Origin of the sequence: Allocoleopsis sp., from assembly GCF_036703385.1 — a bacterium.
In the GTDB taxonomy this organism is placed as follows: Bacteria; Cyanobacteriota; Cyanobacteriia; order Cyanobacteriales; family Coleofasciculaceae; genus Allocoleopsis.
Genome location: NZ_DATNPA010000726.1, coordinates 1 through 18,895 on the forward strand (window position 1 = coordinate 1; position 18,895 = coordinate 18,895).

Here is an 18,895-nt window from a genome sequence, read left to right on the forward strand (position 1 = left end):
AGTTACAGTTAAAGATTGATCGCTCATCAAAAAACGCTCCAAATAAAGAAAAGCGAGTAGGTTAGACTCACACTACTCACTTTTCTACATAAATCTAGCTCGTACTTCCAAAAAATACTCAAGCTAAAATACGGATTCTGCCTTACTTGGTTGCAGACAGATCCTTGAAGCCGTCTGGGCAACTATTAGCCGTGTTTACGCTGTTTGCGTTACCAGGTATGACCGTGGTGGGGATATTAGACTCGCAAGCAAAGGCAACGGTCAGAGCTTCACCCGTAGTGCTGTTTCCTATAATAGTACCCACAACGCCGCTGTAGGATTTGAGCCCCTTCTTGTTCGTAACGGCATAAGCCTTGTTGTTAATGATGTCATTTGCCATTTGGATCGTGTAAAAGAAATTGGTCGTTTGGGTTTTTATACCAACGCCGAGCTGAGTGAGGTCAGTTGTAAATTCTTGGTATTCCAGGTAGTAAGCTTGTTGTGCCCGGTTGACAGCACCAATATTATTTTTGGCTTCCGCTTGCTTGGCTTTATTAACCTGAGCGAGCAAAGAGGGTAGAGCAATAGCCGCTAAAATACCGATGATGATAATGACAACCAACAGCTCAATTAGCGTGAAGCCCTCATCTTTTTTCTGGCGGTTCAGGTATTGCAGGAACTTGGCTTGAAATTCCGGCTTCATAGTAATTCTCTCCTTGAGGTCTGTGATGCTTGATGAATAACGCCTGGATGTAGCTTACCCAGTCTCTTCGTTTTTTCTATCACCCTGCTCAAAAAATTTTGCAGGGTGCCATCTTGAGTCAGTCATGATTGACGTTCTAACAGTACATATCCCCATTCTTCTAGCCCACTCAGTGCCTCTCTCACGACTTCAAGAGCCTCCTGTTGAGTGGTTGGCTCCAAGGTTATAGGATTAACGGGTCGTAATTGCAGCCATCGTGCCACTAGGGAAGACAGATCCTGAACCGACTCCCACAGGGGTAATAGGCAAGCCGCAACAGTACTATCGACTAGACTCGACTGTGCCGTTACCTGTAGATACTGACTGATTTCAAAAGGTTGCAGTTGGGTTACGCATCTGATCAGTTCTGCCTGAATTTCGGGTCTTCTCATCTGGGGATGGAGATAAACCTTGGTGTTATGCCAGGCCGAATCAGTCCACTCAGTCATGGGTATAAAAGGTTGAGCTTGATTCGGATGTCCGCACCAGAAATCCAACACCCGGTGGATGGGATTTAACAGTTCAAACAAATGCAGGCGCTCCTCTGCCGAAGTTGCTGGTAAGCTTAATGCTAAAAATACAGGAAGATTATCTGGGTCTTTAAACAAATCCATCAGTTCCCATTTCCGCCAACTGACCATACTGATAAATTCCAGATTCGCAGCTTTTAAGGCAGAAAACATTCCTGGAATAGTAAAGCCTTTGTCACCCAGTAGTAACTGATTAGTAAGAACAGCTTCTTTATTTTCTTCAAATACAGAACCCCAAGTTTGTCGTTTAAGCACTACTTTATCTTTTAAAGCGTTCATGGTTTCATGAACTAACTCAATCTCCATCTCTCGTGGATTATCTTCCATCAATCCCATCATCTTAAAGACTTCTTGCGCTCGGAAATAATTGGCACGATTAATTGCACTATGAAGATTCGCTCGGATAATTCCATCCGGCTTTAATACCGATCGCATCGCCTTTAAACCAAGGACTGGGTCAGGTAAGAGATAAAGAACCTCATCACAGTTGATATAGTCAAATTCAATTCCTAAATTAGGGATATCCTCAAGCGCCAGTGCATGAAATTCAAAATTTTTAAACCCGTGATATTGTAATCTTTTTTCAGCCAGTTTCACTGACTCTTCTGATAAATCTACACCAATAATCTTTGCCCCAGGATTAGATTCGGCTAAAACTAAGGATGTAAACCCAGTTCCGCATCCTGCATCTAAAATAAATTTTCCTTCTGTTAGAATAACTTTCTTATTTCTTAAATAATAGGGAGTTACTAAGTTTTGAATATAGAGCCACCCTACATTCTCTTTAGGAGATTCTTCCAGAGGATTTCTTGGATAGGGGCTGTTATCAAATTGCTGACGAATTTTGTCAAGTGACTCGGAGGTAAGTTTATCCATAACACCTATATTTTGCTCAAGAGTTCTTTAAATCCTATGGTCAGTCAACCTTAAAGGGATAAGCTGACCTATGAATGAGGATTCCCTGTTTGCCATCAATAATTAAACTCATCAGTCGAATTGCTTGCTGATCTTTTAGCTGAGGGATGCGATCGCACGTAGGTTCCCCAGACTACACTAACAGGCAAGACGCTACACGAGTGGATGAAAAACCGCTATACTCGAATAAAGCGTAGTCGTTATGAGTTTTTATTTATAATGCCCAACCCAACTGTAGAAAATCTTGTAATCATTGGTTCTGGCCCTGCTGGATATACGGCTGCTATCTATGCCGCAAGGGCAAACCTAAAACCTGTTATGTTTGAAGGGTTTCAAGCTGGAGGGATTCCTGGGGGTCAGCTGATGACCACGACGGAAGTGGAGAACTTTCCTGGCTTCCCGGAAGGGGTGACCGGTCCGCAGCTGATGGAACGGATGAAAGCGCAAGCTGAACGCTGGGGGACAGAGTGCTATACAGAAGATGTCACGTTCGTGGATTTGAGCCAGCGTCCCTTTATTATTCGTTCTGAGGAACGGGAATTTAGAGCTCACAGCGTGATTATAGCCACAGGAGCTACAGCGAAACGGTTGGGGCTACCCAGTGAAAAGGCGTTCTGGAGTCGTGGAATTTCTGCTTGTGCGATCTGCGATGGTGCAACTCCAATTTTCCACGGTGCGGAACTGGCAGTCGTAGGGGCTGGTGACTCAGCAGCTGAAGAAGCGGTATATTTGACAAAATATGGCGATCGCGTCCACTTGCTGGTACGTCGCGACCAGATGCGAGCAAGTAAAACGATGCAAGATCGAGTGTTGAACAACCCTAACATTACGGTTCACTGGAATACTGAGCCAGTGGATGTCTTTGGTGAGAATGATCACATGACAGGGGTGAAACTCCGCGATACCAAAACAGGCGAAGAGCGTAACCTGCACGTTAAGGGACTATTTTATGCAATCGGTCACACACCCAATACCTCTTTATTTAAAGGACAATTAGAACTCGATGAAGTGGGTTACCTTGTGACCAAGCCAGGGTCAGTGGAAACCAGTGTAGAAGGGGTCTATGCCGCTGGCGATGTTCAAGACCATGAATTTCGTCAGGCAATTACCGCTGCGGGTACAGGTTGTATGGCGGCAATGTTGGCAGAACGCTGGCTTTCGGTGAATCACTTGATTACCGAGTATCACCAGCAGGCGCAGTCCTCGGAAACCCCACCTGAGGCGGAACTGACAAAAGAAGAGACGACAGAAATGTCCGAAGAGACGTTCAATATCAACGACACGCGACACGAAGGGGGATATGCGTTGCGGAAGTTGTTCCATGAGAGCGATCGCCTGATTATGGTGAAGTATGTTTCTCCCTCGTGCGGTCCTTGCCGCACCCTAAAACCAATTCTTAACAGAGTGGTAGAAGAGTTTGAGGGCAAAATTCACTTTGTCGCAATTGATATTACGGAAGATCCAGACATTGCTGAGAATGCCCAAATAATAGGTACACCAACCGTGCAATTTTTCAAAGATAAGGAATTATTAGAGCAGATTCAAGGTGTCAAACCCAAGAGTGAGTTTCGCCGGATAATTGATAAGTATCTGCCAGCAGGCGTTTCAGCTTCTAGCTGATGTTGGTTTAGAAAGCCTAGGACTGAGTTTAGCTGGATTTAACTAAAGGATATTACGGGTTAAATCCAGCTCTTTTAATATAAATAAACGGGTGAAAGGGCTAATATCAAATGAATATCTCTTCATCGGGTCTACCCAAACCATTCTTGTCCCTTTGCATGATTGTTAAAAATGAAAGCGAGAATTTACTGCGATGTTTAGCTAGCGCTAAACCTTATGTAGATGAAATAATTGTCGTAGATACGGGTTCGGAGGATGAAACACCTGATATCGCCCGTAGGTATGGAGCAAAAGTACTATTTTTTGAATGGTGCAATGATTTTGCTGCTGCTCGAAATTACTCGATATCACAAGCCACTGGTCATTGGATTTTAGTACTAGACGCCGATGAAGAACTGGTTGTTGAGTCAGAAAATTTTTTTGAAAAAATAAACTTAAATACTGAAGTTATAGCCTATTCACTAGAATTGAATGACATTAATGACTTATCTCCAAAAACTCCTTCTTATTTGATAAGGTTATTCCGAAATTTACCAGACATTCTTTATGTAAATCGCTTTCACGAACAACTCCGATATCAGAGCTCCAATCTGAATTGCAAGCAGTATGAATCTTTAGAAGGAGTTAAGATTTTACATTACGGATACTTTAAGGAAAAGGCAAAACAAAAAACTCTTAACCGTAACATTCCGATATTGGAACAGATGCGACAGAATGAACGGTTAAGCTTCATGCATTTGTACTGTCTTGCAAAAATGTATACTGAAAATCAACAGATAGACAAAGCTAGAGAATGTTATAACGAAGCTTTCAATCGGCTCCTGCCTAACTTGATTGAGGGAGCAATACCTGAAGATTTTAGCTGGATTCCTTCTTTACTATATGCCTTGGGAATGAATTTTTTTGAACAAAATGATTATGAAACTGCTAGACTAGTCTGTCAGCGAGGATTGGAATGGTGTCCGACGTTTCCTCCTTTATCCTATTTAGCGGGTGTAATTCTCAGCAATTTAGGGTTCCCGCTAGGAGCAGCAGTTTATTTTGAGAATTGCCTTCAGCTAGGTAAAGAGGGCAGCTACTATAAAGGAGAACATTTTGATTTATTATTTACAACCACCCATCCTGCTTATAATTTAGGCCTAATGTACCTTAAACTGAAACAACCCAAGGAAGCATTAGCTGCCTTCGAGTTATCACTTTCCTTAAATTCTAACTTTACATTGGCTCAGGAGCAAATCAACACTCTTAAAGGCTAGTTAGCTCTTAAATCAGAACCTTGGAACTTATAAAAGGTAAGGTTGATGAGATGGCAAAAGATTTAGGCGCTCCATGCTTGCTGACACTTTGCATGATTGTCAAAAATGAAAGAGAGAATTTACCTCGTTGTTTAGCTAGCGCCCAACCTTATGTTGATGAAATAATTGTCGTGGATACGGGTTCTAATGACGGAACCCAGGAAATTGCGGCAGCCTATGGGGCAAATATCAGGTATTTTAAATGGTGTGATGATTTTGCAGCGGCTCGTAATTACTCGATTTCCCAAGCAACTGGAAATTGGATTTTAGTATTAGATGCAGATGAGGAGCTAGTTGTAACAAAAAATGAGTTGAGAGAACAGCTATCTTCACAATCTGAAGTTTTAGCCTATTCACTCATCCGAACTGAAGTTAATGGCCAAGAGGGGATGACCCCTTTATATACCCCTAGATTATTCCGTAATCTTCCAGAACTTAAATATGTCAATCGGTTTCATGAGCAACTACAGTATCAAAATCAATCTATTCAGCTGCACTTAATCGGACACATACAAAGCCCCATAATTCTGCACTATGGTTATGCAGAGCAACAGGTACTCCAGAAAAATCTCACCCGTAACATTCCCATCTTAGAATCTATCCGAAAGAAAGAAGGTCTGAGTTTAATGCTTCTGTACTGCCTCGCGGGAATGTATAACGCGACTCAGCAACCAGAGCAAGCCCAAGAATGTTACGTAGAAGCGTTTGAGCGACTATTACCTAATTTAATCGCAGGAAATTCCCCTGAGGACTTCAAGTTTGTTCCCTCTCTTCTTTTTACCTTAGCAGGGCAATCCTTACAGCAGAAGGATTATGAAACGGCAAGACTTCTTTGTCAGCGGGGCCTTGAATGGTACCCAAATTTCCCACCCATAAACTATATTACTGGTTTTACTTTAATAGAATTAGGATTTCCGCTGGCAGCGCTCGCCTACTTCGAGAAATGCCTTCTACTTGGTCAAGAAGGTAGTTATTATAAAGGGGAGCCTTTTGAGTTTAGTTTCACAACAACGGAGGCAGCTTGCGGTATGGGTGCAGCATACATGGCGATGAACCAATTGCAAGAGGCGAAAAACGCCTTTGAACTAGCGTTATCTTTTGATACTAGCTGTACGGTTGCGAAGCATAACCTAGATAGGCTAGGAGAGATATTAGCTTCTTAACCATCACTTTAATCCTAAATCAAAGCAGCGATAAGTTATGTCCCATTCTCCTAAACAGGACAATTATCCAAAACATCTAGCCAGTGTAATCGTGCCTTGGTGGGATCACAGCGAACTGCTAGATCTATGGGAACTCAACTTAGCTCACTTGCAGAAGAGTACTCGGAAAGCAGGGAAAAAGACAGTGGGAAGTTCTATTGCCCTTTATTCACTATCGAATTGTTTTAGACCATGAAAACACAAGGGAAATTGTCGAGGTAGGAGCAGGCAATCTTCCCTCCTGTGGACTGGACGACCTCAATAATAAGCGAGCCATTCGCACAGATATAGATACTTGGGAGTTTAAGTAGTCATGTCTGTTATATATTGCTCAATGAGTTGGGCAGTCTGATCGTCTACGAGGGCTTTCCTTCTGTGCGCTTCTGCTTCTAGTACTTTCACCAATTCAGCTTTCCACAAATCGGCTTGCTCTGACTCAGCATTCATCATTGCTAACATCCAAGTGGCTTGGGCATCCTCTTCTTGACCTTGTAAAAGGAGTGTCAAGCCAAGATACCAGTAGTTAGACATGACTGTAGGGTAAGCCTCGATCGCCTGCTCATAGAAGGTCGCCGCTTGATGATATTCTCCATAAATCAGGCATTGGTAGGCGAGTAACGCTAAGTCGGCTGACTTCATTAGAGTTGAGTCTAGGGGCATCACAGATGTTGCGATCGCAGTTTTCGTCCCAATATTACTCAACCACTGAACCCACTGTTGGGCGCGAACTGGCCAGGTGTATTCACAATTAACATACTCCACCTGTTGCCTCAGATGTGTTTCGGTATCTGTTGTGTCTGTAGCGGTACATTTTCTAAGAAGCTGCACAGTCTCTTCAACAAAACGGTCTTTGTAGACTTCCCAGTCATCTTCAATGGGTATTAAGCGGGCAAATCCAGCTGTGGTTTCCGGCAATGCGCCTAAGTCACTAGTAACAATAGAACAACCACTTGCCATTGCCTCCATGACGGCAATACAGGAGGTTTCGGCAAAGCTATTGGGGTAAGCGAATACCAGAACTGACTGGAGTTCGCAGGCTAGATCAGGTTGTGGTAGAGAACCCAGGTACTCCACTCCTGTCGTTTCCTGACATCGACGATAGAGGGAACCATACTGAGACTCATCTTCAGCTTCGGCAACCTGATAGACCTTCATACTAGAAAATACCTTGAGTCTCGTTCCAGGTACGGCGCTGCGAATCCGAGGAAAAACGTCTAGTAGGATATCCAGTCCCCGAAAGGGTGTACTGGTGTAGGCAAGGATAGGTGGCTTGGACTTCTGTGCGAGGATGGGAGTGGTATCGGGGAAAAGTCCACAAAAAGACGGTGCGATCGCATTACGCAGAACCTCGATACGAGTTAGGTTAATGCCAAAGTTCTCATGGAAGCGATCGCGCTGCCAATCGCTGACTAGAGCAAAGCCATCATAGATATCTCGCTCTAAAGGGTTCTCCAATGCTTCCACAGCGGGCTGATCGTGAGCGTGCTGCGTCCAGAGAATCAGGCAAGTATTCTCTCCAATAAGAGGTTTGATGTGCATTCCCTGTCCTGCTAGTTTTAGCATGATCGCAGCATCAAGGGACTGTAGTAGTTGCTGAGGCACAGTATTTAAGGGCAGGCAAATTACTCCACGGGACATTTTAGGTACTAAGGTGTTATTGAGTAAAAATACATCATGTCCCTGTTTAGCAAGTGCCTCAGCCAGGTAACAAAGGGCTGACTCAGAACCTCCCATCGGCATCTGGTAAGCACATTCAAGTGTATAGTCCCAGTTAGCAAAATCTATGAAAGCAATTCGCATGAGTCATTGTTCGGTGAAAATAGTCAGGGTATCCTCCTCTTAGAGCTTACACAAATGACCCCAACTCGACTTCGATTACCCCAATTTTTGAAACTTTCTGAACGTCCCAGCCTCTCAATGCAGCTAATGGCGGTAGGGCTGGTAATCACAGTTTTGTTCGTAACCGTCGCCATTTTCGCTCCTATTTTTCAGACGTGGGGATGGCTGCAAAATCCCATAGAGTCACTAGCTAACCCAATACATGAACCTCCAGGAGCAAAGCACTGGTTCGGGACGACGAACCAGGGTTATGATGTCTTCTCTCGCACTTTGTTTGCTTCTCAAGCTGCTTTACGAGTCGTATTGCTGGCGACAACCCTGAGTCTGATTATTGGTGTTCCCTTGGGTTTAGTCAGTGGTTATCTGGGTGGCAAATTAGATCGGGTGTTGTTATTTTTTATGGATACCATCTATACCCTACCAGGACTGCTATTATCAGTAACGCTAGCCTTTGTGGTAGGGCGGGGGATATTGAATGCCGCGATCGCACTCAGTATTTCCTACATACCTCAGTACTATAGGGTCGTCCGCAACCATACGGCTAGTGTTAAAAACGAACTCTTCATCGAAGCGGCTCAAGCTATGGGCGCTTCCACTAAGCGAGTTTTGTCTCGTTATCTGTTTCTAAATGTAATTCAAAGCGTACCCGTCTTATTCACCCTCAACGCAGCAGATGCCATCCTGATTTTAGGTGGCTTGGGATTCTTGGGACTGGGACTACCAGAACAGACGCCAGAATGGGGTCAAGACTTACGTCTAGCACTGAGTGCCCTCCCCACTGGGATTTGGTGGACAGCTCTTTTCCCTGGTTTAGCCATGACGTTGATGGTTGTGGGATTGTCACTTTTAGGAGAGGGCTTGAGTGAGTTTCTCAACCCCCGGTGGCGTCGTTAAAATTGGAATAGATATTATCTGTTGGAAATTGGGGATAGTAAAAATTACTACTATTACCCAAGGCTCAAGTGTCTATTGCCTTAATTAAGCCGATTGTATTAAGTCATGAACTATCAAAAATTTATCGAAAAACTCCCCTCTTTTTATGAGAACTGGGAGAAGGATTCAGTATGTCCAAAATCTAAGCGATTTGAACCGATAACCAAACAATTTAAGGGCATGACTACAGCCAGTGTGATGCAGTTGCTCAACTTTGCTGCAGAATGCTTGGAACCTAATGAAGTTTACTGTGAAATAGGCTGCTCTCAAGGCGCAAATTTAATTGGGGCTTTGCTAGATAATCCAGAAAAAATATCTTATGCTGTCGATACTTTTTCGCAGTTTGATTTATTGGAAAATAACTTCAATAAATTAATATCAAATTTATCTAATTTTGATTTAGAAGAGCAAGTTATATTTTGCAACCAGGAGGTTGAAGACTTCTTTTTTGAATTTAATTCAAGCCAAATTGAAGAGAAAATTGGCTTGTATTTTTATAATGGGGCACAAGATTACCGCTCCCGTTTACTGGGACTCCTTTTAGTTAAGCCCTTTCTGGCAAACCAATCTATTATTGTTTTAAGTCAGTGTAACTGGGAAGCCTCTTATCAGGCAAGTCTGGACTTTATAGCCTCTCATCCTCAAAGCCGATTAGTGCTGGATTTCTCAACCAATCAAACTAATAGCTCTACAGGTTGGAATGGTTTGCAAGTAATTAGCTGGGATGTCACGGCTAATCATAAAATGGATTGGTCAAGCTTTCAGGAATTCCGAAAGCCCACTTTGATTAATGCTATTTACGAACTTCATATTAATTCCCGCCAAAAGGTAGTAGATGGTTGGTATAGAGAAGCACTGGAATTGTACCTGTCAGGAAAGCCTGAAAAAGCCGAACAGAAGTATAAACAAATATTAAACTGTGATGTGAGCCAAGCAGAGGCTTGGTACAACCTTGGTAAGCTCTACTACCAAACTCAAAGCTATCAAAATGCATTAGAGTCTTTGCTCAGGGCTTTAGAACTAGATTCATCAAAAGCAATCTGGCACTACGAGCTAGGGGTGGTACTGGAGAAAATGGGTGCTATTCCCCAAGCGATTCGAGCGTATCAAGAAGCGATCGCGATCGATCCGCAATGGATTTCTGCTTATAATAGCTTGGGGAATATTTGGTTTGAATCTGGAGAATTAGAGCAGGCAGAATCCATGTATCGTCAAGTCCTTTCTGCCTGTCCCGAGCATTGTGCTGGCTATATTAACCTAGGGAACATCTTGATGGCTAAACATCAAGTTGAGGAAGCCATAGAAGCTTATGAAAAAGCGCTTTCCTTAAAACCTCGTGATCCTGATATCCTTCATAACCTGGGGGTAGCATTTGAGGCAAAAAATGACCAAACTGAAGCATACAGCTACTTTGGGTATTCTTGTTACCGCCAGGGAAACTACCAAGAAGCGATTAATTACTATCAAAAATTTCTAGAGACTAAAACAGGAGATGTGGCTTTCTATGTAGCTCTTGCAGATTGTTATAAATATCTTAATCAATATACAGAAGCAATAAATATTTACCAAAAAGCAATTAGGTTGTATCCCAAATCAGACTGGCTTTACTTTAATTTGGGAGTGGCTTTTCAAGATTTTGGCGATACAGAGAAATCAATCGCTGTTTTAACAGAAGCATTGCGAGAGTCACCTAATAATTTAGGCTTACAAATTTATCAGCAACTAATGCTTCCGATTATTTATGAAAATCCTGAAAAAATTGAAATTTATAGACAACGATTCACTCAAGGTTTATCAGACCTAGTACAGCAGACGAAATTAGATACCCAGACAGAGATAAATAATGCTTTAATAGGTATAAATTCTAGGACAAATTTTTACTTGCAATACCAAGGGAAAAATGATTTAAATCTCCAAAGAGAATATGGAGAACTTGTTCATCGAGTTATGGCAGCTAATTACCCCAACTGGTCAAAATCTTTGCCGATGTTGCTTATCGATGAGAATGAAAAGATTCGTGTTGGTTATGTATCAGCACACTTAAGAAATCATAATGGAGCTAAGTGGGCGCTGGGTTGGATAAAAAATCATAACAAGCAGAATATTGAAGTCTACTGCTACTACGCGGGACGCAAGGTTGATCAAAAAACTAGACAATTCCAACTTTTTAGCGATGTTTTCCATCATATTCCTGATGACATACAAGCCGTCTGTCAGCAGATAGTGGCTGACAAATTGCATATTCTGGTTTTCACCGATATCGGTATGGATGCTCCAGTAAGTAACATGGCTGGCTTACGTCTCGCTCCTGTACAATGTACCGCATGGGGTCATCCTATAACCTCTGGTTTACCAACAATTGACTACTACTTATCGAGTGAGTTGATGGAGCCAGAAAAAGCTCAAGAGCATTATTCAGAAACGCTAATCCATTTGCCTAATATCGGGCTGTGTTATGAAAAGCCAGAGATTCCTGAGTCGCTAAAAACTCGCTCTGACTTTCAGTTGCGGGATGAGGCAATTGTGTATTTATCTTGCCAATCTCTTTTTAAATATCTACCGCAATATGATTATATTTTTCCGGCGATCGCGCAACAAGTTCCTCAAACTCAATTTGCATTCCTCTCTCACCACATTAGTTTACCGCTTACGGAAAAATTTCGGCAGCGTCTCAAACGAGCCTTTGCTCGTTTTAACTTGAATAGTGAAGACTACTGCGTAATATTACCGCGTCAGGATTGGTTGGGGTATGCAAGTCTAAATTTAGTGTCAGATATTTATTTAGATACATTGAGTTGGTCGGGTGGCAATTCGACATTAGAAGCGATCGCATGTAATTTGCCCATTGTTACTTGTCCCGGTGAATTTATGCGGGGTCGTCATTCTTACGGTATTTTAAAAATGTTAGGAGTGACTGAAACGATTGCCCAAACTGAAACGGAATATATAGATATTGCTGTAAAATTAGGGCGTGACCCAGAATGGCGAAACAGCATCATACAACGAATGATAGAGCGCCATTCTTATCTTTATGAAGATAAAACTTGTGTAAAAGCGCTTGAAGATTTTTACCTTCGTGTGGTTCAGGAAGGTCAGTCAGCGTCAGATTAGCGTTGAGGATGAAAAATTGATTCACACTTAAGACACAAAGGCGCTAAGATGCTGTATTTAGCAATAAATTGGGGAATGGTAGAGCGTGGTTGAGTCCGAGGTAATTGGCGTCGATTTAGGGGGAACTGCCATCAAGTTGGGACGATTTCACAAAGATGGGACTTGCTTACAGTCTTTAACTGTGCCGACACCCCAACCCGCAACACCAACAGCGGTTGTGGAGGCGATCGCACAAGCTATTACCCAACTTAATGCCAGTACTAGGACGATCGCAGCGATCGGTGTAGGTACACCTGGCCCCACTGATGCAGCCGGTCGGATTGCCAGAGTCGCCATTAATCTGTCAGGCTGGCAAGATGTCCCTTTAGCGGATATGTTAGAAGCCAAGACGGGTTGCCCTACCATTATCGCCAATGATGCCAACTGTGCCGGTTTGGGAGAAGCTTGGTTAGGGGCGGGGCGGCGGTTTCGCAATCTGATTTTGCTGACGTTGGGTACGGGGGTTGGGGGCGCAATTATTCTGGATGGTAAACTCTTTACCGGTCATCAGGGGGCTGCCGGGGAGTTGGGGTTAATTACGTTAAACCCAGATGGCCCAATGTGTAATAGCGGGAATCAAGGTTCTTTGGAGCAATATGTCTCAGTTCAGGCCATTCGACGCTGCACTGGAAAGGAACCCGCCGAACTTGGTGCTATGGCGAAAGCGGGTGATAAGTTTGCTTTGGAATTTTGGCAAAGCTACGGACGCAATTTAGGAATTGGGTTAGCTAGCCTCATCTATGTTCTGACTCCAGAAGCGATTGTGATTGGCGGTGGAGTCAGTGCGAGTGCGGAGTTTTTCTTTCCGGCGGCTTTAACTGAAATTGAGCAACGAGTATTGCCGAGTTCCCGTGCTGGGTTACAGTTACTTGTGGCTGAGTTGGGCAATCAGGCTGGGATGGTGGGTGCGGCAAAATTGGCTTGGCAAAAGCTAGAAGTTGGTGGCTAGTGGTTAGCCGTTCTCTCTTGACTTCTGACTCTTATTTTTGAGCTGTGGATATAGGTTTTGATATCGCCTCCAAGCCTCTAAAAGTACTGACTCCTCTAAATTAGGACTTGCTGCCAGCGTTGGCGTCGGTGTTAAATTAACTGTTGCCTGAGCATCCTTATATACCCCAATTCCAATCCCCGCCAGTAAGGCAGCACCTCGTGCCGAAGCCGCTACAACCGTCGTTGTGTACAGGGGAACTCTCAACACATCAGCGAGTAACTGTTGCCAATCCTCCTCTAACGTTCCGCCACCTGCCAATCGCAATTCTGTCAGGGCTACACCTGTTGCCTCCAGAGCTTGAATTCCTTGCTTTAAGGAAAACGCTACCCCCTCCAATGCGGCACGCATGAGATGCGCTCTGGTATGATGTAATCCCAATCCCACCCAGGCACCCCGCGCATTTGGATCGAGATGAGGTGTACGTTCACCTGTAAGGTAGGGCAAAAAGGTCAATCCTTCACATCCTGGGGGAATGGTAAAGGCGTCCTGATAGACTTGCTGCCAACTCAATCCCAGAATCGTTCGTACCCACTCCAGCGCTAACCCAGCATTTTGCATGGCTGCCAGAGTGTACCACTGGTTAGGCACTGCTGCCCGATAAAGATGGGTATAACCCTGAGGATCGAGAATCGGTTGAGAGCGAATTGTGATAATTTGAGCCGCCGTACCAATGGTTAACTGTACTAATCCAGGCTCTACCAATCCATTGCCCAGCGCGGCTGCTGCCGTATCCGCCGCACCTGCGATAACGGGTAAACGAACGGGTAAACCCAGATGTTCTGAAGCCGTCGTTGTTAAGTAACCTGCGATCGCACTGGATGGCACTATCGTTGGTAGCCAATCACTACGTAACTCCAGGGCTTCCAACGCATCCCAAGCCCAATCATCCGAGACGACATCATAAAGTAAGGTACCAGAAGCGTCGGATGGTTCAGTGGCAACTTCTCCCGTTAGTTGTAAACGCAACCAATCTTTAGGCTGAAGTACCCAGCGTGCTTCTGCATAGATATGAGGCTGGTGTTCTCGCAGCCATAGTAAAGTTGTACCCGCCATTCCTACCGTAATGGGATTGCCCAGACGCTTTCGGGTACTGACATCAAGCGACTGATAGGCATTCAGCATCTGTGTCGAGCGAGTATCTGCCCAGAGGATAGCCGAATGCAGGGGTTTTCCCAAACTATCCGCCAAAACGACACCATGCATCTGTCCTGAAAGTGCGATCGCTCTTACTTGATGCTCTCGATCTTCTACCACCTTGCGGACAGCTACAGCAACAGCTAACCACCAGTCTACGGGATTACTCTCAGCCCATCCAGGATGCGGTGCTTGGACAGGATAGGAACTCGATGCCTCATTAATTACAGTTCCATCTATATCCAAAAGTAAGGCTTTAGCAGAGCCTGTACCTAAATCAATACCTAGTAGCATCTTTTCGTGTGCCGTTTAGAGGAAGTTACTGAGTATTTTCTCTCTCAGTCCTCAACCATAAACTGAATCCCTACAGTAGTAAAAGACGGCTATTTATAAAATAGGGATTAGAAGTTAGGCATTTTCACAATATATTCACAATATAGCAGTCTAATTTTCATACAGAATCAAGCTGAAATCTGAAGATTGTAACATTTTAAATCATTGTATTTTTCAATGGAACATTGCAACTCTCCCAACTCATCAACCGAACTCAACAAATCAAATGCTTGACCCACTCAGAGCGGAAAAAACTTCACACATCCTGAGTATTTACGTCTAAAGTAGTAGATATAGGTACACCAAAAAGCGTAGAGGAAAATTCTTCAGTGCTTTTGAGCAGACTGTGTTGTGAGTCTAAAGTATTTGAACTTAGAGCTGAGCGAGTTACAAATGTAGATGTACTCCCTTGCTTGAAACTGCCAACTTATTGATCGGTTAACACGAAAGCACCAGGCAAGTTCAACGGGAATTCAGCCTCTCCCTTCGCTAGCGATACTTAGCGACGATTGAGGCAAACAGTTATTGAGAATCGGGAATTGGTACTCGCTGTTGACATTAAGACAACAGTACAAATACGTTATTTATGCGAACAAGCGAACAAATCAAGGTAGAAATTGAGGAAAAATTGGGATTTTTTCCACCCTTCTTTAGTCCGGCACTACAGACTCCACAGGTGCTAGAAAATTTATGGCATCAGACAATGAATGCCTATCTCAATAATCCGCTACCATCTCTATTTAAAGAGAGGCTTTCGGCCTATCTCTCACGCTTCTGTGTTATCCCCTATTGCATGATTTGTCACAGCTGTTCGTTGTATTCCTTAGGAATACAGGCACGGGAGGTGTTAGAGCTACTTGAATCGCCTCTCCCGACCCAAACCGATATTGATGAACACCTGAGTTGGCTAGCGACGCAGCTTGATGGTCTAACCGTGTGGCCAGAGTCCAACTCAACACTCGAAAAAAGTTTATTATACTGCTCAATTTTTATCGCCCAAGAGCGAGACCAAGCGGAACATTGCCGTAGGGAATTGCGGCGTCTGTTGGGTTGTGTAAACTACCAGCATTTAGTGACGTTTATCGCTTACGTAAAAACCTGTCATATGTGGATGGAAGCCCATCCGGAAGTAAGTTATTTAGCTGACAATCGTGCGATCGCTCATTTTGATGCTTTGGTTAAAGAAGAGCCAGGTTTGGCTGACTTCTTCAAAAACTACTGGGAAAGAGCCAAGCTAGAACAACGCAGTTGGGCGGAACAGTTGGCAGCAAACGCTCTGCGTCAGCGTCATGAACAGGAGTTACGGAAGGCAGCTGTGGAAAATCTGCGACTTGCTCGTGCGATCGCCTCCGTCTCCGATGGCGTTCTGATTACCGATCCAAACCAACCCGACAACCCAATTATCTACTCAAATCCTGGGTTTTCGCGGATAACTGGCTATCAACCCGAAGAGATTTTTGGTCGCAATTGTCGCTTCTTGCAAGGTGCAGAGACTGATTTAGAAGCCGTCAGAACGATTCGTAGTGCGATCGCCCAACGACAAGAAGTGAAAGCTACCCTGCTGAACTATCGTAAAAATGGTCAGCCTTTCTGGAACGAGTTGAAAATCTCGCCAGTCTTCTCAGAGCAAGGCGATTTACTTTACTTTGTTGGCATTCAGACTGATATCACCGAACGCAAACAGGCTGAAGAGAAAATCCGCTGCCAAGCGGCTCTGCTCGACATCACAACCGATGCTATTCTGGTTCGAAACTTACAAGACAAAATCTTATTTTGGAACCAAGGAGCTAGTAAGTTATACGGCTGGCAGGCAGAGGAAGTCTTTGGTAAGAAAGCTCAACATCTGTTGAACGAAGAAAAAACCCCTCAACTTGCAGCCGTGCTTTCAACCGTTGCCATGAAAGGCAATTGGCAGAGCGAGTTGCATCAAGTGACTAAAGATGGGAAGAAAATCCTTGTCGAAAGTCGGTGGACGCTGATGTACGATGAGGAAGATAAACCCAAAGCTTTCTTAGTTGTTAATACTGATATTACAGAAAAAAAACAACTCGAAGCGCAATTTCTTCGTACTCAACGATTAGACAGTATCGGTACTCTTGCCAGCGGCATCGCTCACGACCTAAACAATGTACTGGCACCTATTTTGATGTCGGCTCAACTGCTTTTGCAGACCCGAATTTCGGAGGAAAAGAAGCCACATCTGCTGACGACTATCGAAAGTAGTGCTAAACGTGGGGCAGCTTTGGTCAAGCAAGTTTTATCATTTGCACGGGGTGTCGAAGGTCAGCGAACCGCTCTCCAACTCAGGCATTTAATTTCTGAAGTTCAACAAATTATAAGAGAGACATTTCCTAAATTAATTGATGTTCATACAAATATTTCGCAAGAACTGTGGATGGTTTCTGGAGATGCAACCCAGTTGCATCAGGTTTTAATCAATCTGTGCGTCAATGCTCGTGATGCTATGCCAAGAGGCGGAACTTTGAGTATGAGCGCTGGGAATAAATTGATTGATGAAAGCTATGCCCGAATGAATCTGGATGCCCATGTCGGGTCTTATGTTGTGTTTACTGTTAAAGATACAGGAGTCGGCATGTCTCCTGAAGTCGTGGAGCGAATCTTTGAGCCATTTTTCACAACAAAAGAGCTGGGCAAAGGCACGGGTTTAGGACTTTCAACGGTGCTGAGTATTGTGAAAAGCCACGGTGGTTTTTTGGAGGTGACGAGTACGGTAGACGAAGGAACACAAATTTCCGTCTACTTACCTGCGATCGAGGCAACCCAAATTCCCCAAATCTCAGACAGCGAATTCTCACAAGGACAGGGAGAGTTGATTTTAGTTGTGGATGACGAAGCGGCGATTCAAGAAACGACTAAAACTTCGTTGGAGGCTTACAACTATCGGGTACTGACAGCGAATGATGGAATTGATGCGATCGCGTTATACGCCCAGCACAAGGAGGAAATCAGTCTGGTGTTGGTTGATATGATGATGCCAGCAATGGATGGAGCCACCACAATTCGCACGCTCAAAAAAATCAATCCTGATGTCGAGATTATTGCTGTCAGTGGTCTTGTATGCAGCACCCAACTGAGTGAATTCACGCTCTCTGGCGTCCAATCATTTTTATCGAAGCCCTACACGACAAACGATCTATTGCAAACAATCAATGAGGTTATAGCTGGAGATTGTCAATCGATTCAAATCAGCAGTAACTTATTAAAATGTCATCAATCTGTAGACCAGTAGTAATGAGAATATCTATAAGCATAAGCCCCGACAGCAACTCGAAGAAGTAAGGAAACCATGTCAAAAGAACCCCACCCCGACGAAGATGCCACCGCACGGGTTCCAGAGGCTGCCTCAACTCCAGCCCAACCTGAACCGATTGTGATACCCCCAAGCCTGGTCAGGCAAGAACACCGTGTGAGGGATCTAATCCTAGATTATGCTCTGGGAGCATCGATTTTAGGACTAATTCCCATCCCTAGATTATTTACGGTCAAACTGTTAGTGGCAGTCGGTTTAATCTTGAAGATGATGTGGGATATTGGTAAGCTGTGGGGTTTCCGAAAAGGGCAAGATTTTTTAGCGATCGCAGGCAGCTTTTTTGGCGGGTTGGGTGCCTTGGCGATGGCATTTACCGCCTGGTTAACGATGTTTGGTGTTGGACTGTTTGTTCCTTATATCAAAAACTTAGCCTTAGCAGCCGCTTTATTTACGCTCACCTGGAGCCTTGGACAGGCAACCAAACAGTTTTATGCCAGTGGATATGGCAAGTAATGAAGAGGTGAGTACGAGTGAAAATTAAACGTCGGCAGATTCTACTGGGGGGCGTGGCGGCAGGAGTTGCTGCCACAGTTGGCACCGAATATAAAGTCCGCTCTGAGAAACAAGCGCATGAAGCTCAATTACGAGCCTTCGCTGCTAAAAACCCCAACGCCATCCTGAAGCAAACCTTTGAGGCAGATACTAAAAAGATTAAGGAGGGCGCAGCGATTCAAGCATCGGTACCGTTAACGCGCCCAACCATCCCTTACAGTCGAGAAATGTCGAAACTGTTGATTCAATGCAGCAAACTAGCAACCCAACAGTATCTCACAGGCAAAACAATTCCCACCTATGACGGCTCCATTAAGTCACTGCCTGCCTATTTCAGCGAACTAGACGGCTATACTCACATTGCCTCCTTCCGAGGACACGAAGCAAAAACTGAAGAGAAAGTTGAAGT

Annotated in this window: 12 protein-coding genes and 1 pseudogene; 9 read left to right on the plus strand and 4 right to left on the minus strand. The window is 44.1% G+C overall.

The features are described 5' to 3' along the window. Positions 1–142: 142 nt before the first annotated feature. Together V6C93_RS34255 and V6C93_RS34260 are read right to left on the minus strand one after the other, a co-directional pair. Positions 143–682: a type IV pilin-like G/H family protein gene (locus V6C93_RS34255; RefSeq protein ID WP_333481163.1), complete on the minus strand. Its 540-nt coding sequence runs from the start codon at positions 680–682 to the stop codon at positions 143–145. A 122-nt stretch (positions 683–804) separates the two neighbouring features. Further along, the gene (locus V6C93_RS34260; RefSeq protein WP_333481164.1) at positions 805–2,127 is read right to left on the minus strand and encodes a class I SAM-dependent methyltransferase; all 1,323 of its coding nucleotides are present in this window, start codon (positions 2,125–2,127) and stop codon (positions 805–807) included. A gap of 258 nt (positions 2,128–2,385) precedes the next feature. Here V6C93_RS34260 and trxB point away from each other — a divergent pair, with 258 nt between their 5' ends. The 3 genes from trxB to V6C93_RS34275 all read left to right on the plus strand — a co-directional run bounded on the left by trxB (position 2,386) and on the right by V6C93_RS34275 (position 6,244). Then, positions 2,386–3,786 carry a thioredoxin-disulfide reductase gene (trxB, locus tag V6C93_RS34265; RefSeq protein ID WP_349262931.1) on the plus strand — a complete coding sequence of 467 codons (1,401 nt, stop codon included), beginning with the start codon at positions 2,386–2,388 and terminating at the stop codon, positions 3,784–3,786. Positions 3,787–3,896: 110 nt separating this feature from the next. Further along, positions 3,897–5,042, plus strand: coding sequence for a glycosyltransferase (locus tag V6C93_RS34270; RefSeq protein WP_333481166.1), 1,146 nt, complete (start codon positions 3,897–3,899; stop codon positions 5,040–5,042). Positions 5,043–5,062: 20 nt separating this feature from the next. Next, on the plus strand, positions 5,063–6,244 hold the full coding sequence (locus V6C93_RS34275) for a glycosyltransferase family 2 protein (RefSeq protein ID WP_333481167.1): 1,182 nt from the start codon (positions 5,063–5,065) through the stop codon (positions 6,242–6,244). Positions 6,245–6,586: 342 nt separating this feature from the next. Here the strand turns inward: V6C93_RS34275 and V6C93_RS34280 are convergent, their stop codons facing one another. Then, positions 6,587–8,083 carry a glycosyltransferase family 4 protein gene (locus tag V6C93_RS34280; protein ID WP_333481168.1) on the minus strand — a complete coding sequence of 499 codons (1,497 nt, stop codon included), beginning with the start codon at positions 8,081–8,083 and terminating at the stop codon, positions 6,587–6,589. Positions 8,084–8,137: 54 nt separating this feature from the next. On the opposite strand from V6C93_RS34280, the gene V6C93_RS34285 reads away from it, so the two are divergent. From V6C93_RS34285 to V6C93_RS34295, 3 genes are all read left to right on the plus strand, one after another. Next, positions 8,138–9,016, plus strand: coding sequence for an ABC transporter permease (locus tag V6C93_RS34285; RefSeq protein WP_333481169.1), 879 nt, complete (start codon positions 8,138–8,140; stop codon positions 9,014–9,016). Between the two features lie 105 nt (positions 9,017–9,121). Further along, on the plus strand, positions 9,122–12,166 hold the full coding sequence (locus tag V6C93_RS34290) for a tetratricopeptide repeat protein (protein ID WP_333481170.1): 3,045 nt from the start codon (positions 9,122–9,124) through the stop codon (positions 12,164–12,166). 85 nt (positions 12,167–12,251) lie between these two features. After that, on the plus strand, positions 12,252–13,154 hold the full coding sequence (locus V6C93_RS34295; protein ID WP_333481171.1) for an ROK family protein: 903 nt from the start codon (positions 12,252–12,254) through the stop codon (positions 13,152–13,154). 3 nt (positions 13,155–13,157) lie between these two features. Here the strand turns inward: V6C93_RS34295 and xylB are convergent, their stop codons facing one another. Beyond that, on the minus strand, positions 13,158–14,624 hold the full coding sequence (xylB, locus tag V6C93_RS34300) for a xylulokinase (protein WP_333481172.1): 1,467 nt from the start codon (positions 14,622–14,624) through the stop codon (positions 13,158–13,160). Positions 14,625–15,249: 625 nt separating this feature from the next. On the opposite strand from xylB, the gene V6C93_RS34305 reads away from it, so the two are divergent. From V6C93_RS34305 to V6C93_RS34315, 3 genes and pseudogenes are all read left to right on the plus strand, one after another. Further along, positions 15,250–17,913, plus strand: a complete 2,664-nt coding sequence (locus V6C93_RS34305; RefSeq protein WP_333481173.1) for a PAS domain S-box protein — start codon at positions 15,250–15,252, stop codon at positions 17,911–17,913. A 57-nt stretch (positions 17,914–17,970) separates the two neighbouring features. After that, on the plus strand, positions 17,971–18,447 hold the full coding sequence (locus V6C93_RS34310) for a hypothetical protein (RefSeq protein ID WP_333481174.1): 477 nt from the start codon (positions 17,971–17,973) through the stop codon (positions 18,445–18,447). Positions 18,448–18,464: 17 nt separating this feature from the next. Then, positions 18,465–18,895: pseudogene (locus V6C93_RS34315) on the plus strand (lipase); the annotation flags it as partial.